The organism is Streptomyces corallincola (assembly GCF_019104725.1).
Taxonomy (GTDB): Bacteria; Actinomycetota; Actinomycetes; order Streptomycetales; family Streptomycetaceae; genus Streptomyces; species Streptomyces corallincola.
Map to the genome: position 1 here is coordinate 1 of NZ_JAHRXF010000031.1, position 15202 is coordinate 15202.

13 protein-coding genes are annotated in these 15202 nt (G+C 72.6%); 7 read left to right on the top strand and 6 right to left on the bottom strand.

The window, feature by feature from the left end:
• Nucleotides 1–867: 867 nt before the first annotated feature.
• The 3 genes from KUM39_RS19070 to hutH all read left to right on the top strand — a co-directional run bounded on the left by KUM39_RS19070 (nt 868) and on the right by hutH (nt 4963).
• Complete coding sequence (locus KUM39_RS19070) at nt 868–1662, top strand: enoyl-CoA hydratase/isomerase family protein (RefSeq protein WP_217786914.1); 795 nt, start codon at nt 868–870, stop codon at nt 1660–1662.
• 484 nt (nt 1663–2146) lie between these two features.
• On the top strand, nt 2147–3298 hold the full coding sequence (locus KUM39_RS19075; protein ID WP_217786915.1) for a GGDEF domain-containing protein: 1152 nt from the start codon (nt 2147–2149) through the stop codon (nt 3296–3298).
• A gap of 126 nt (nt 3299–3424) precedes the next feature.
• Nucleotides 3425–4963, top strand: coding sequence for a histidine ammonia-lyase (gene hutH / locus KUM39_RS19080; protein WP_217786971.1), 1539 nt, complete (start codon nt 3425–3427; stop codon nt 4961–4963).
• Nucleotides 4964–5048: 85 nt separating this feature from the next.
• Here hutH and KUM39_RS19085 read toward each other — a convergent pair whose 3' ends face one another.
• Nucleotides 5049–5381, bottom strand: a complete 333-nt coding sequence (locus KUM39_RS19085; RefSeq protein WP_217786916.1) for a hypothetical protein — start codon at nt 5379–5381, stop codon at nt 5049–5051.
• Between the two features lie 546 nt (nt 5382–5927).
• Between KUM39_RS19085 and KUM39_RS19090 the strand changes: the two genes are divergently transcribed.
• Nucleotides 5928–7178 (top strand): L,D-transpeptidase, encoded by a 1251-nt coding sequence (locus tag KUM39_RS19090; RefSeq protein WP_246620395.1) that lies wholly within the window; start codon nt 5928–5930, stop codon nt 7176–7178.
• A gap of 135 nt (nt 7179–7313) precedes the next feature.
• On the opposite strand, the gene KUM39_RS19095 is transcribed toward KUM39_RS19090, so the two are convergent.
• A complete protein-coding gene (locus tag KUM39_RS19095; RefSeq protein ID WP_217786919.1) occupies nt 7314–8261 on the bottom strand; it encodes a helix-turn-helix domain-containing protein in 948 nt (315 codons plus the stop codon).
• A gap of 184 nt (nt 8262–8445) precedes the next feature.
• Here KUM39_RS19095 and KUM39_RS19100 point away from each other — a divergent pair, with 184 nt between their 5' ends.
• Nucleotides 8446–9489, top strand: coding sequence for an NAD(P)-dependent alcohol dehydrogenase (locus KUM39_RS19100; RefSeq protein ID WP_217786920.1), 1044 nt, complete (start codon nt 8446–8448; stop codon nt 9487–9489).
• 195 nt (nt 9490–9684) lie between these two features.
• Here the strand turns inward: KUM39_RS19100 and KUM39_RS19105 are convergent, their stop codons facing one another.
• On the bottom strand, nt 9685–10803 hold the full coding sequence (locus tag KUM39_RS19105; protein WP_217786921.1) for a hypothetical protein: 1119 nt from the start codon (nt 10801–10803) through the stop codon (nt 9685–9687).
• 122 nt (nt 10804–10925) lie between these two features.
• Between KUM39_RS19105 and KUM39_RS19110 the strand changes: the two genes are divergently transcribed.
• Nucleotides 10926–12080: a cystathionine gamma-synthase gene (locus KUM39_RS19110; RefSeq protein WP_217786922.1), complete on the top strand. Its 1155-nt coding sequence runs from the start codon at nt 10926–10928 to the stop codon at nt 12078–12080.
• A gap of 19 nt (nt 12081–12099) precedes the next feature.
• Here KUM39_RS19110 and KUM39_RS19115 read toward each other — a convergent pair whose 3' ends face one another.
• From KUM39_RS19115 to KUM39_RS19125, 3 genes are all read right to left on the bottom strand, one after another.
• Nucleotides 12100–12339, bottom strand: coding sequence for a hypothetical protein (locus KUM39_RS19115; protein WP_217786923.1), 240 nt, complete (start codon nt 12337–12339; stop codon nt 12100–12102).
• On the bottom strand, nt 12336–12839 hold the full coding sequence (locus KUM39_RS19120) for a sigma factor-like helix-turn-helix DNA-binding protein (protein WP_217786924.1): 504 nt from the start codon (nt 12837–12839) through the stop codon (nt 12336–12338). The genes KUM39_RS19115 and KUM39_RS19120 overlap by 4 nt, the downstream gene beginning before the upstream one ends.
• Before the next feature lie 105 nt (nt 12840–12944).
• Entirely contained in the window at nt 12945–13451 is a 507-nt protein-coding gene (locus tag KUM39_RS19125; RefSeq protein WP_217786972.1) for a MarR family winged helix-turn-helix transcriptional regulator, read from the bottom strand.
• Nucleotides 13452–13611: 160 nt separating this feature from the next.
• Here KUM39_RS19125 and ilvA point away from each other — a divergent pair, with 160 nt between their 5' ends.
• Nucleotides 13612–14841, top strand: coding sequence for a threonine ammonia-lyase (gene ilvA, locus KUM39_RS19130; RefSeq protein ID WP_217786925.1), 1230 nt, complete (start codon nt 13612–13614; stop codon nt 14839–14841).
• Nucleotides 14842–15202: the final 361 nt, after the last annotated feature.

The following is a 15202-nucleotide window of genomic DNA, read 5'->3' on the forward strand; positions in this document are numbered from 1 at the left end:
TCAACCGGGGAATTGCAGTTAGAGCTGTCCGGCGAGAGGGTTGTAGGGGGGGGGAGAGTTCGAGGTGGGGCGGTGAGAGGGGTAGGGTAGGGGGCTCTGGGTGGTCTGGGTCGGTTGGGTGGGCGGGGTTGCCTTGGGGTGCTGGGTGTTTGGTACGGCGGCCCGGGCCGCGGCGGCTTGGGGCGCGGTGCTTTTCGGCTTGGCCGGTGCCGGGCGCGCGGGGGTCGCCTGGGCGGGTCCGCCGGGGTGGGGTGCGGGCGGCGCGTGCCCGGTGGGGGGCTTGGGCAGGTTGACTACTTTGCGCTGCAAGGGAGTTGGTGTCTTCGGCGGCCGAGCGGCCGGGGTGACGGGATGCGCTGCGGGGAGCGGGTTGACCACGCGGGGCTTCGGCGTGGCCGTCTGCGGTGCCTTCGCGGGGCCCGGCTGCTGCCGGTTCGTTTCTGCGGACGCCTTTGCCGACTGCTCCGCGTACAGGCGTCCCGGCTGGTCCCGGCCGGACGGGGGTGTCGTACCCCTGCCGTCGCCGCTCGCCGGGGGGCTGTTGTGTCCCCGTGTCGTTGTCATGAGAATCCCTCCCCGCCACGCGCCCGTAGGGGTCCGCCGTGGCCGTGGGCACGTTATGCGGCGCCCGGGGCGAGGGGTGCGGAGATGGGCGGGGTGTCACCCGAACGGGCGTACTCCGGCGCGGAGTGGTGTTCACCGGTGGTTGCCGGTGGCCGTCGATGGTCGGCGGTGGTCATCGGCGCTCATCGGCGTTCATCGGTGCACACCTCTGCGGCGGCGGGCGGGGCGGCTCTTTCCCCCGGCGGGCCGTGCTGCGATGATCGGGCCGACAGTTGGGTTAACCCGCGTTAACTGGAGGGCGTCATGGGCGAGGAGCGGTACGGGGAGTTCGTGCTGGTGCGCAGGCACGGGTACGTCGCGGAACTGGTGCTGGACCGGCCGAAGGCGATGAACGCCGTCTCCACCGAGATGGCCCGCTCGCTCGCCGCCGCGTGTACGGCGCTCGGTGCGGACCGGGACGCCCGCGTCGTCGTCCTCACCTCGTCGCACGAGCGGGCGTTCTGTGTCGGCGCCGACCTCAAGGAGCGGAACTCCTTCAGCGACGCGGATCTCGTACGGCAACGGCCCGTCGCGCGCGGGGCGTACACCGGGGTGCTGGAGCTGCCCATGCCGACGATCGCCGCCGTGCACGGGTTCGCGCTGGGGGGCGGGTTCGAGCTGGCGCTCGCCTGCGACCTCATCGTGGCGGACGGTACGGCCGTGGTGGGGCTGCCCGAGGTGTCCGTGGGTGTCATTCCGGGGGGTGGCGGTACGCAACTGCTTCCCCGGCGGGTGGGGGCCGCCCGTGCCGCCGAACTGATCTTCACCGCGCGGCGGTTGGAGGCCGCTGAGGCGGTTGGGCTGGGGCTGGTGGATCAGCTCGTCCCGGACGGTGCGGACCGGGACGAGGCGCTCGCGCTGGCCGCGCGCATCTCCGCGAACTCTCCTGTCGGGCTTCGTGCCGCCAAGCGTGCGCTTCGGCTGGGGCACGGGCTTGATCTCCGGGCGGGGCTTGAGGTCGAGGACGCTGCCTGGCGGTCCGTGGCGTTCTCCGGGGACCGGGCGGAGGGGGTCGCCGCCTTCAACGAGAAGCGTTCGCCGGAGTGGCCGGGGGAGTGACTCCGGGCGCTGTCCTGGCTGGCGGCGCGTTGCCGGGTGCGGGTGCGCTGTGGCCGGTCGCGCAGTTCCCCGCGCCCCTTGGGGTGGTGTGCGTCGGCTTGTTCGGTGCGGGCCCGCCGTGGTTCTCGCGCAGTTCCCCGCGCCCCTTTCGTGCGCTCGGGTTCGCTGTTTGGTGCGGGTGCGCTGTCGCTGGTCGCGCAGTTCCCCGCGCCCCTGGGGGGGGCTTGAGGCCGGCCTTCGTCGTACGGCTGTCGAGTCCGCCCCAACCCCAGCCCCCTCAGGGGCGCGGGGAACTGCGCGAGCAACCGCGACGGAGCCGCGCCGAACAGCTGACCTCGGCCATCGAAGGGGCGCGGGGAACTGCGTGACCGGTTGCGGCGGGGCCGCGCTTCATCGTGGGCTTTGGGGGAGGCGCCCCCGTAACGGCCACCTGTTCGCCTCAAAGAAGCTCTCACCGGAACGTATATATACCTAATCTGGACGAATGGGTGAGGAGAAGCGGCTGGGTGCTGTCGTGGGGTTGGCTCAGGGGATGGCCGCCGCGCACACCCCGCATGAGTCGTGGCGGGCGGCAGCCCAGGGCGCGTGCGGGGCGCTGGACGGGAGCTTCGCCGCGCTGTCGGTGTGGGAGAGGGAGCTGGGGCGGCTGAGGGTGCTGGTGAACGTGGGGGAGCGGAGGGCGGACGAGGAGGAGTTCCCGGAGGCGGAGGCGTACCCGGTCCACCAGTTCCCGGAGATCACGGAGTTCCTGCACGAGCGCTGGGCCGGGGGGCAGGGGGCGAACGCCTGGGTGGAGACGGCGGAGGGCACGGCCGCCGGGACGCCGGGTTACTTCCATCAGCGGGTCGCCGCCCTGCGCCGCAGGGGCCGGGGCTGCTGCGTCGTCGCGCCCGTCGTCCTGCACGGCAGGGCATGGGGCGAGCTGTACGTCGCCCGCCCCGCGGGCGCCCCCGTCTTCGGCCACGACGACGCCGACTTCGCCACCGTACTGGCCGCCGTGATCGCCGCCGGGCTGGCGCAGACCGAGCGGTTGGAGGAGGCCCGCAGGCTCGCCTTCACCGACGCCCTCACCGGCCTCGCCAACCGCCGTGCCGTGGACGTGAAGCTGGAGGAGGCCGTCGAACGGCACCGTACGGACGGCGTCGTCGTCAGCCTCGTCATGTGTGATCTGAACGGGCTGAAGCGGGTCAACGACACCCTCGGCCACGCCGTCGGAGACCGCCTGCTGGAACGGTTCGGCGGTGTGCTGTCCCTCTGCGGCGCGATGGTGCCGGGTGCGCTGGCCGCGCGGCTCGGCGGGGACGAGTTCTGCCTGCTGGCGGTCGGGCCCCCGGCCGACGAGGTGGTGAAGGCCGCCGACGAACTGTGCCGCCGGGCGCAGGAACTGGAGCTGGGGGAGGGGGTGGCCTGCGGGGTCGCCTCCACCGGGGACCCGATCGGGCCGGTCCGCTCCGCCCGCCGCCTGTTCCGGCTCGCGGACGCCGCCCAATACCGCGCCAAGGCCGAACGTGCCGGGCGCCCGGTGGTCGCCGGTCGTGAGGGGCCCGAGGACGCCGTCGTACGCCTCGCCGACGAGGCCCCGGCCGACCGGGCCCTCCGGGGCGAACGCCGCCGCTTCAGAGGGCGTCGTCACTGAAACCCCTCCGGCCCCCCCGGAAAACCCCGAGACCACGTGAGCCGAACCACACCCTCCGGTAAGGGGCGCTCCCGGTCCGCACTAGTGACTTCCCGGAATTCAATGCGTACGCTCCTGAATATGGATATGCACACTGTGGTGGTGGGGACTTCCGGCGTCACCGCGTCCGACGTCCTCGCCGTGGCGCGCGGCGGAGCCCGTGTCGAGCTGTCGGAGGAAGCGCTGGCGGCCCTCGCGGCGGCCCGCGAGATCGTGGACGCGCTCGCGGCCAAGCCCGAGCCGGTCTACGGCGTCTCCACCGGCTTCGGTGCCCTGGCGACCCGGCACATCAGTCCCGAACTCCGCGCCCAGCTACAGCGCAACATCGTCCGCTCGCACGCCGCCGGTATGGGCCCGCGCGTGGAGCGGGAGGTCGTACGGGCGCTGATGTTCCTGCGGCTCAAGACCGTCTGCTCCGGGCACACCGGCGTACGCCCCGAGGTGGCGCGGACGATGGCCGACGTGCTGAACGCGGGCATCACCCCGGTCGTGCACGAGTACGGCTCCCTCGGCTGCTCCGGCGACCTGGCCCCGCTGTCGCACTGTGCGCTCACCCTCATGGGCGAGGGGGACGCGGAAGGTCCCGACGGGACCGTCAGGCCCGCCGGTGAACTCCTCGCGGAACACGGCATCGACCCCGTCGAACTGCGTGAGAAGGAGGGGCTGGCGCTCCTCAACGGCACCGACGGCATGCTCGGCATGCTGGTCATGGCGCTCGCGGACCTCGACACCCTCTACACGTCCGCCGACATCACCGCCGCCCTCAGCATGGAGGCGCTGCTCGGCACCGACAAGGTCCTCGCGCCCGAGCTGCACGCCATCCGCCCGCACCCGGGCCAGGGCGACTCGGCCGCCAACATGCTCGCCGTGCTGAAGGGCTCCCAGCTCACCGGGCACCACCAGGACGACGCGCCCCGCGTGCAGGACGCGTACTCCGTGCGGTGCGCCCCGCAGGTCGCGGGCGCCGGGCGGGACACCCTCGCGCACGCCCGCCTGGTCGCGGAGCGCGAACTCGCCGCCGCCGTGGACAACCCCGTGGTGCTGCCCGACGGAAGGGTGGAGTCCAACGGCAACTTCCACGGCGCGCCCGTCGCCTATGTGCTGGACTTCCTCGCCATCGCCGTCGCCGACCTCGGCTCCATCGCCGAGCGCCGCACCGACCGGCTGCTCGACAAGAACCGCAGCCACGGCCTGCCGCCGTTCCTCGCGGACGACGCCGGTGTGGACTCCGGTCTGATGATCGCCCAGTACACGCAGGCCGCGCTGGTCAGCGAGCTGAAGCGGCTCGCCGTACCCGCCTCCGCCGACTCGATCCCGTCCTCCGCGATGCAGGAGGACCACGTCTCGATGGGCTGGTCGGCCGCCCGCAAGCTGCGTACCGCCGTCGGCAACCTGGCCCGGATCATCGCCGTCGAGATGTACGCGGCGACGCGCGGCGTCGAGCTGCGTGAGGGCCTGGAGCCCGCCCCCGCCTCCCGTGCCGTCATCGACGCGGCCCGCGCGGCGGGTGTCGCCGGGCCCGGCCCGGACCGCTTCCTCGCGCCGGACCTCGCCGCCGCCGAGGTCTTCGTCCGGGACGGTCACCTCGTCGCGGCGGCCGAGACGGTCACCGGTCCGCTCCGCTGACCCCACGCACGTACGACGAGAGGGGCGGCCCCCGCCGGAAAGCGGGGGCCGCCCCTCTCGTCGTGTCCCGGGCGCCGACGCCCGGTCAGAAACCGAGCCGTTCGCGCCGTACCGAGTACGTCACGAACCCCGCGCCCAGCGTCAGGAACAGGCTGCCGCCGAGGACGTACGGGGTGGTGTCGAAGCTGCCGGTGTCCGCGAGGCGGGTGTCGTCGGCGCCGTAGACCTCGGTCGTGCCGTTCAGGGTGTCGGCCGCGTCCAGTGGCTTCGCCTGGGTGACATGGGTCGCGCCGGAGGTGTGGCCCTCGGTTCTGGCCGTGCCGTGCTGCGAGGCGTGCGCGGACGGGACGAACCACAGGGCGCACAGCAGGGTCCCTGCGGCGGTGGCGGTCAGCAGCGGGCGGCGAGCGGATGACACGGAATATCGATCCCCTTGTGACGCTGGCGAATTGGCCGTGTGGGGCGATGGTAGTGAACGTCACGGGTCACAGGAAAGTCACGGGAGGTTTCGATCCGGCGATCCGGGCACAGGTGCGCCGGACGTCCCGTTTTCTGCGCGCGCTGTGACGTAAGACACCGGCACGCGGACCACCCCGGCGGCCCGTCCGTTCCCCCTGGTCACCGGTGCGGCGGGGCGGGGTGCGGTGGGCGCGGTTCCCGCGCCGGTCCCCTCCGGTACGACCCTGGTGCGCCGGAGCGCGGCCCGGACGAGGATGATGGGGCCGACGACGACGCGGACGGCGTATCGGCTGGACGTCATGGGGAAGACGACCCCGGACGGCAACCGCCGCCCGGGGTCACGGCGTCTTAAGGGGGCGCACGGACGGTTCCGCACCACCGCTCGCGGGAGTGGCACGATCCACACCCGCGGACCACGTGGAACGGGAGATATCGCCCGTAGCGTTGAAGATTCCCCGCGGGGGCTCGGGGTTTTCCGGTCACGGCAACGATGGAGAAACGTGTGATGACGGACAGTAAGCGGCGCAAGGGCCTGACGGTCGCGTCCGTACTGCTCGGCGGTGTACTGGCACTCACCGGCTGTTCCGGCGGCGGCGCCGCCAAGGCGGACGGAGGCGGTGACTCCTCCTCGCAGGCCAAGACCGACGAGGCCGCTGCCAAGAAGTCCTCCGAGGCCCAGATCACGATCACGCCCAAGGACGGCTCCAACAACGCCTCCATCAACAACTCGGCGGCCGTCCGGGTCGCCAAGGGCACCCTGACCGACGTGTCGATGACCACGACGGACGGCAAGGCGGTCCCCGGCGCGCTGTCGGCCGACAAGCTGAGCTGGAAGCCGGCCGCCCAGCTCGACCGCTCCACCACCTACCGGGTCGCCGCCGAGGCGAAGGACTCCGACGGCCGCGTGGCCCACGAGAACGCGTCCTTCACCACCGTCTCGCCCGCCAACAGCTTCATAGGCAACTTCACGCCGGACAACGGGGCGACCGTGGGCGTGGGCATGCCGGTGTCGATCAACTTCGACAAGGCGATCACCGACAAGGCCGCCGTCCAGAAGGGCATCACGGTCTCCTCCAGCAGCGGTCAGGAGGTCGTCGGCCACTGGTTCAACGCCAACCGCATCGACTTCCGCCCCGAGACGTACTGGAAGGCCAACTCCACCATCACGCTGAAGCTGGCGCTCGACGGTGTCGAGGGCGCGAGCGGTGTCTACGGCGTGCAGCAGAAGACGGTCACCTTCCACATCGGCCGCAACCAGGTCTCCTACGTGGACGCGCAGACCAAGCAGATGAAGGTCACCCAGGACGGCAAGGTCGTCAAGACCATCCCGATCTCCGCCGGTTCCCCGGAGAACAAGACCTACCAGGGCGTCATGGTGATGTCCGAGAAGTTCAAGCAGACCCGCATGAACGGCGCGACCGTCGGCTTCACCGACGACGACGGCAAGGGCGAGTACGACATCAAGGACGTGCCGCACGCCATCCGCCTCACCAACTCCGGCACCTTCCTGCACGGCAACTACTGGGGCGCGAAGTCCATCTTCGGCAACGTCAACACCAGCCACGGCTGCGTGGGCATGCCCGACGCCAAGGGCGCGGACGACCCCGGCACCCCGGCCGCGTGGATGTACGACCACTCGCTGATCGGTGACGTCGTGGTCATCCAGCACACCGGTGACAAGACCGTCGCCCCGGACAACGGCCTCAACGGCTGGAACCTGGACTGGGCGCAGTGGAAGGCCGGTTCGGCCGTCTGATCCCGCCCCGCCTCCGTAACTACGACCGGTGCCGTCCTCGATCCGAGGGCGGTACCGGTCGTATCCCCACAGGGGAGGGCGGAAGGGGCGGCGGCCACTCGACGCGGCACCGGCGCGGGCCGCCTCGTGCGGCGGTCAGGCCGGGGTGCCCGCCCGGGCCGCGTCGCGGCCCCAGCTCGCCAGCAGGCGGAGCGACTCGGCGGACGGTGAGCCGGGCTCGGCGTGATAGGTGACCAGGGACTGGTCCGCGTCGTCGGTGAGCCGGAAGCTCTCGAAGTGCAGGGAGAGCTCACCGACCAGCGGGTGGTACAGCCGCTTCACGCCGTGGCTCTTCTCCTTGACGTCGTGCGTGGCCCACAGCCGCCGGAACTCCTCGCTCTTGACGGAGAGTTCACCGACCAGCGCCGACAGCCGGGGATCGTCCGGCCAGCACCCCGCGTCCATCCGCAGCGCGCACACCACGTCGATCGCCTTCTGCTCCCAGTCCACGAACAGCTCCCGGTACGCGGGCCGCAGGAACACCATCCGGGCCCAGTTCCGCTCGGCGGCGGGGAGCTCCTCCCAGTCGCCGAACAGGGCCGCCGCCATCGAGTTCCAGGCCAGCAGCTCCGAGCGGCGCCCGACGACGTACGCGGGGATGCCCTCCAGGGAGTCCAGGAGGTGGCACAGCGTCGGCCGTACCTGCTGCTGCCGGGCGGCGGGCTTCTTCTTGTGCGCCTTCGGCTTCGCCAGGTGGGTGAGGTGCGCGTGCTCGGCGTCGTTGAGCCGCAGCGCGCGGGCGATGGAGTCCAGCACCTCCGCCGACACATTGCGCCCGTTGCCCTGTTCCAGGCGGGTGTAGTACGCCACCGACACCCCGGCGAGCTGGGCCAGTTCCTCGCGGCGCAGCCCCGGCACCCGCCGGTGCCGTCCGAAGTCCGGCAGGCCCACGTCGTCCGGCTTCAGCCGCGCCCGGCGGCTGCGCAGGAACTCGCTCAGCTCGGCCCGCCGGTCCAGCGGGCGGCCCGCGACGCCCTCCGGCGGTCCGGCCGCCGGGGCCTCCGGCGGCCGTACCCCCGCGGCCGTCTCCTGCTGTCCGTCCATGAGGCCAGTATCCGCCCCGGCCCCCGGTCCTACGCACGGGAACCTGACACCGCCAGTGGTAGGCACAGCGGACGTACGCAAACGTGTGCACTGGGTGCCGGTGGGGGAAGTGGTGCAGGCTGGAGCATGTGCCCGGACGAAGACAGCCAGCCGGGCACGACACCCCCGCTAGGAGACCCCCGGCATGACCACTGTTGCTGCTTACGCCGCGCCCGCACCCAAGGCCCCGCTGGAGCGGACCACCATCGAGCGGCGCGCGGTCGGTGAATTCGACGTCCTGATCGACATCAAGTTCGCCGGTATCTGCCACTCCGACATCCACCAGGCCCAGGACGGCTGGGCCCCCGGCATCTTCCCGATGGTCCCCGGCCACGAGATCGCCGGTGTCGTCACCGAGGTCGGCTCCGGCGTGACCCGGTTCGCCGAGGGCGACCGCGTCGGCGTCGGCTGCCTGGTCGATTCCTGCCGCGAATGCGACAACTGCAAGGCCGGTCTGCAGCAGTACTGCACCGGCGGCGGCATGGTGCCGACCTACAACGGCATCGGCAAGGACGGCGAGCCCACCTACGGCGGCTACTCCGAGAGCGTCGTCGTGGACGAGAACTACGTCGTCCGCATCCCCGAGGGCCTCGGCCTGGACGTGGCGGCCCCGCTGCTGTGCGCGGGCATCACCACCTACTCCCCGCTCAAGCACTGGGGTGCCGGTCCCGGCAAGAAGGTCGCCGTCGTCGGCCTCGGCGGTCTCGGCCACATGGGCGTCAAGATCGCCCACGCCCTCGGCGCCGAGGTGACCGTCCTGTCCCAGTCGCTGCGCAAGAAGGACGACGGGCTGCGCCTGGGCGCCGACCACTACTACGCCACCAGCGACCCGGAGACCTTCGAGGAGCTGGCCGGTACCTTCGACATCATCCTCAACACCGTCTCCGCGCCGCTGGACTTCAGCCAGTACGTGTCCCTGCTGCGCACCAACGGCACGATGGTGAACGTGGGTGTGCCGGAGGAGCCCGTGCAGATCTCGCTCCAGTCGCTGTTCGGCCACCGCCGCAGCATGAGCAGCTCCGGCATCGGCGGCATCCCGGAGACCCAGGAGATGCTGGACTTCTGCGCCGAGCACGGGCTGGGCTCCGAGATCGAGCTGATCAGCGCCGACAAGATCAACGAGGCGTACGAGCGGGTGCAGGCCAGCGACGTCCGCTACCGGTTCGTCATCGACACGGCGACGATCTGAGGCGTGCGACGCCCGCGAGGCGCGTGACGCCCGCAAGGCGCGTGACGCGCCGAGGCGTACGGCTTCGGTCCGCGGCCCTGCCCGGTCCCTTCGGGGGCCGGGCAGGGCCGGTGCCGTCTCCTGTGCCGTTTCCCGTGCCGGTTTTGGGGCCGGGGTGGAGGCCGGGGTATGGCTCGGGACGGGGCCCTGGGGTGTTCACCCCGGCAGGGTCGCCGGGTTGCCTCCGTTCGCCTCGTAGCCCGCGACCGCGAGCGCGCGGTAGAGGGCGAACTCGGCGGCAGGGTCGCCGGACAGCGTCCACGGCAGCGCGCCCACATGGCCGTCCACGTGCGTGAGCTGGTCCATCGCCTCCGCCCAGCGCTCGGCGCGCACCAGGAAGAACAGCAGCAGATGCCGTACGTGGGCGGCCGTCGGATCGTCGGCGCGGGCCCCGTGCACGGCGTGCAGCGCGCCGTGCATCGCCTTGGTGACCACCTCGCTGCGGTAGAACCCGGCGACCAGGTTCACCTCCGGCAGATGCTCGAAGACCGCGAACAGCGGCAGCGCGGCCAGCATCGAACCGCGCGGCGCGCGGGCGGCGGCGGCCTCCGCGAAGGCGTACGCCTCCTCGCGCGAGCCGTGCCACTTCTCGCAGTGGTGGTGCAGCGCGGCCAGATGCGCCCCCATGTGGTGCGGCGCCCGGTCCAGGATGTTCAGCCACAGCTTGTCGAACTCCGCCCGCGTGTAGCCAAGCCCGCGCGCGATGGACAGCTCCGTGATGTACGGCACCGGGTCGCCCGGTGCGAGCAGGGCGGCCTGGCCGCAGGCGTCGCGGGCCTCCTCCATGATGATCCGGAAGTCGTCCGTGCCCGGCGTCGAGGTCCGCCACGCCTGCTGGACCAGGAACTCGGCGTGTACGGCGGCGCCGCCCGGGTCCTTGGGCTGCTCGGCCCGCCAGACCCGCAGCCACTGCCCGCCGGGCGTCTCGTGGACCCCGCCCGGCCTGGCCAGCAGCTCCAGCGAGGCGGCCCCGGCGAACGCCTGCACGCGCTGCCAGCGCACCTCGCCCTCCTTCTCCGTACCGGCCAGCGACTGGGCGGCGGCGCGGTGGTCGCCGGTGCGCTGGACCAGTTCCAGCACGTCCTCCAGGTCCTGGTCGGGGCCGGGCATCCGGATGTCCAGCTCCTCCTGGCGCACGAACCCGTAGTTCGCCGGGTCGGCGGCGTCCGGGTGTCCGGGCGCGACCTGCTCGATCATGCCGCGACGGCGCCGCAGCACCGGGAGCAGCACGAAGCTCAGCATGAGGAGGGCCAGGACCAGCCAGAGAATCGCCATGCGTCAAGCGAACCAGACCCGGCCGACACTTGGCCAACCCCCACCTCGGACCTGTGGAAAACTCCGGAGTGGTCATCCACAGGTCCGACGGCATCCGGCCGGGCGCACTACCCTCGGTGCACATGAGCGACAGGCACATCAGTCAGCATTTCGAGACCCTTGCGATCCACGCGGGCAACACCGCCGATCCCCTCACCGGCGCGGTCGTCCCGCCGATCTACCAGGTCTCGACCTACAAGCAGGACGGCGTCGGCGGGCTGCGCGGCGGCTACGAGTACAGCCGCAGCGCCAACCCCACCAGGACGGCCCTGGAGGAGAACCTCGCCGCGCTGGAGGGCGGGCGGCGCGGTCTCGCGTTCGCGTCCGGCCTGGCGGCCGAGGACACCCTGCTGCGTACGCTGCTGACCCCCGGCGACCACGTGGTCATCCCCAACGACGCCTATGGCGGCACGTTCCGGCTGTTCGCCAAGGTCGCCACCCGGTGGGGCGTGGAGTGGTCCGTCGCCGACACCAGCGACCCGGCCGCCGTCCGCGCCGCGCTCACCCCGCGCACCAAGGCCGTGTGGGTGGAGACCCCCTCCAACCCGCTGCTCGGCATCACCGACATCGCCGCCGTCGCCCAGATCGCGCACGACGCGGGCGCGAAGCTGGTCGTGGACAACACGTTCGCCACGCCGTACCTCCAGCAGCCGCTGGCCCTCGGCGCCGACGTCGTCGTGCACTCGCTGACCAAGTACATGGGCGGACACTCGGACGTGGTCGGCGGCGCCCTGATCACCGCCGACCAGACGCTCGGCGAGGAGCTGGCCTACCACCAGAACGCGATGGGCGCGGTGTCCGGCCCGTTCGACTCCTGGCTGGTGCTGCGCGGCACCAAGACGCTCGCCGTCCGCATGGACCGGCACAGCGAGAACGCCACCCGCGTCGCGGACATGCTGTCCCGGCACAAGAAGGTCACCGGCGTGCTCTACCCCGGCCTGCCCGAGCACCCCGGCCACGAGACCGCCGCCAAGCAGATGAAGGCGTTCGGCGGCATGATCTCCTTCCGCGTCGCGGGCGGCGAGGAGGCCGCGGTCGAGGTCTGCAACCGCGCCCGGGTGTTCACCCTGGGCGAGTCCCTGGGCGGCGTGGAGTCGCTCATCGAGCACCCCGGCCGGATGACCCACGCCTCGGCGGCCGGTTCCGCCCTGGAGGTCCCCGCCGACCTCGTCCGCCTCTCCGTCGGCATCGAGAACGTGGACGACCTGCTCGAAGACCTCCAGCAGGCCCTCGGTTAGATCCTGTCCGCCGCGCCGGTCACCAGTCGGTGGCCGGAGGCGGCGGCGCCGTCCACGGGTGGACCCAGGCCGCCCACACCGTGAACGCCACGGCGGCGGCGCACAGCAGCAGCCACAGCAGGCGGCGGGCGCACCGGCGGCGCCGCAGCAGCCGTTCCCCGGCGCGTACCGCCACCGGATGCGTGTCCGGGGGCACGGCGGCCGGGCCGTCCCGCTCCAGCAGCCGCCGTACGGCCGCCTCCCGGTCGGCGCGGTTCACGGCGTCGCCGCCCTCGGGCGGGCCCCGCGCGGCACCGGCGCGGGCTCCGGGTGCAGTACGGCCGTCACCGCCCGCTCGCACAGGGTGTGCACCCGGTCCAGCGGCAGCCCGAGCAGCGCCGCCGTCTGGTCGGCGGGCACGCCCTCGTACAGCCGCAGCACCAGGATCAGCCGCTGCCGGGGCGGCAGCGCGGCCAGCGGGCCGTGCGCGGGCGGCCGGGCGCGGAGCGGGACGCCGTGGCGCAGCCACAGGCCGGTGGCGAACCGGTCGGCCAGACAGCGGCGGGCGTGGTCGTAGGGGTCGTCGTCGCGCAGCCGGTGCCAGTCGGCGTAGGTGCGCGCGAGCGCCAGCCGCAACAGCCGCCGGGCGGCGGGGTTGGCGTCCGGGGGTTCGGCGGTGAGCAGGGTGGCGGTGTGCAGCAGCCGCCCGGCCGCGCCCACGGTGAACGCGGCGAACCCGGCGCTGCGCCGGGCCTCGCGCGACGGCTCGGGACCAGGCACGGCGCCTCCCCTGCGGACGGTGGTCGTCCCATATGAGGACGGCCGCGTGTCGGGGTCAACCCCCCGGCACGCACCGGCCGCCGGGGGGTTCGCGGGCCCGGAGGGTCAGGAGGCCGGGGGCTGCTCCGGGGGCGTCACCGGCTGCACGGCGGTGCGCGCGGACAGCGCGGTGTTGAAGCGGGTCAGCAGCGCGCAGAACCGCTCGCGGTCCGCGGGCTCCCAGTCGTGGGTCAGCTCGGCCATCAACTGCCGCCGCGAGGAACGGACTTCCTCCAGGCGTGCGGTGCCGCGCGGCGACAGCTGGAGCACCACGGCCCGGCCGTCCTCCGGGTGTGAGGTCCGCTTCACCAGCCCGGAGTCCACCAGCGGGGCCACCTGCCGGGTCACCGTGGACGAGTCGATGCCCATGCTCGCCGCGAGCGCCTTGACGCCCATCGGGCCCTCTTTGTCGAGCCGGTTGAGCAGCAGGTACGCCGCGCGGTCCATCGTGTTCCGCACCTGCCCGACCCCACCGAGCCGCGTCTGTTCGGCACGCCGGGCGAACACCGCCACCTCGTGCTGGAGGGCGTCGAGAAGACCGGGGTCCCCGACGTTCGTCATGTCCATCGACATTTCAGGTGTAGTGGGCATGGCCGGAGGCTCACTTCATGAGGGCTGCTGGTTGGGGGACAGGGTACGCGGCCCCGGCGCGAGGCGTACCCGTGCGGGCGGAACCGGTCTCGGAGCTTGGTCACACCCCTCGTGTGCGACCGCGAACTGCGAGACTCGACCCATGAGCTACGGCATGGCCGGCATCCCGCGTTCCGTCACTCTGGACGACGTGCGCGGCGCCCAGAAGATGCTCTCCGGAGTGGCCCGTACGACCGCGATGGAGAGCAGCCGCCACCTGTCCCGCGTGGTCGGCACCCCGGTGCACCTCAAGTGCGAGAACCTCCAGCGCACCGGATCGTTCAAGCTGCGCGGCGCCTACATCCGCATCGCCGGGCTGCTTCCCGAGGAGCGCGCGGCCGGGGTGGTCGCCGCGAGCGCGGGCAACCACGCGCAGGGCGTCGCGCTCGCCTCCGCGCTGCTCGGCGTGCACGCCACCGTGTTCATGCCGAAGGGCGCCCCGCTGCCGAAGATCAGCGCGACCCGTGAGTACGGCGCGGAGGTGCGGCTGTACGGCCAGGTGGTGGACGAGACGCTGGCCGCCGCCGAGGAGTACGCGGCCGAGACCGGCGCGGTGTTCATCCATCCCTTCGACCACCCCGATGTGATCGCTGGCCAGGGCACGATCGGCCTGGAGATCCTGGAGCAGTGCCCCGAGGTCCGCACGATCGTGCTCGGGATGGGCGGCGGCGGGCTTGCGGCCGGGGTCGCGGTGGCCGTGAAGACGGTGCGGCCGGACGTCCGGATCATCGGGGTGCAGGCGGCGGGCGCGGCCTGCTATCCGCCCTCGCTGGCCGCCGGACGGCCGGTCACGGTCCCGAACCCGGCGACGATGGCCGACGGCATCAAGGTGGGGAGGCCGGGGCCGGTGCCGTTCGGGATCGTCCAGGATCTGGTGGACGAGGTCCGCACGGTCGGCGAGGACCATCTGTCGGCGGCGCTGCTGCTCTGCCTTGAGCGGGCCAAGCTGGTCGTGGAACCGGCCGGGGCGAGCCCGGTGGCCGCGCTGCTGGCCGAGCCCGGCGGCTTCGAGGGCCCGGTGGTCGCGGTCCTGTCCGGCGGCAATGTGGACCCGGTCCTGATGCAGCGCCTGCTGCGGCACGGCATGGCCGCGCAGGGGCGCTACCTCGCGGTCCGGCTCCGGGTCACCGACCGGCCCGGCAACCTCGCCCGGCTGCTCGGCGTGACCTCGGCGGTGGACGCCAACGTCCTCGACGTCAGCCACATCCGCACCGATCCGCGGCTCGGGCTGTCCGAGGCGGAGGTGGAACTCCAGCTGGAGACGATGGGGCCGGAGCACTGCGCGGAGGTGGCGCGGGCGCTGACGGCGGCGGGGTACGCGATCGTCGAGTGAGCGAGCCGAGGGCGCGGGGTGCGCCGGGGCGAGCGGGCCGGGGGCGTGGGCCGCGGGTAGGGTGCGCCGGGGCTGCCCGGCCGGGTCGGGCCGGGGCTGGTCGGGCCGGGGCCGGCCGGGGTCCGGCGAGGGGGTGGTTCCGGGGAGCGGGCCCACTCGCCCTTCCCTCGAACACACGTTCACTCTTTCGTGGAAACCCGTTGTGAGACGCGATACATCGCGTTACGGTCTGTGTGTGGCCGTTCGGCGGTCCGCGGCGGCGAGGGGGTGCATGACCGGGCCCACTCGGGGAAACGGCATGCGGATTCGGGCGCGCGGTTCCATTCTGTTCCGTAACTCCGGACCCAGTTCCGTGTTCCCG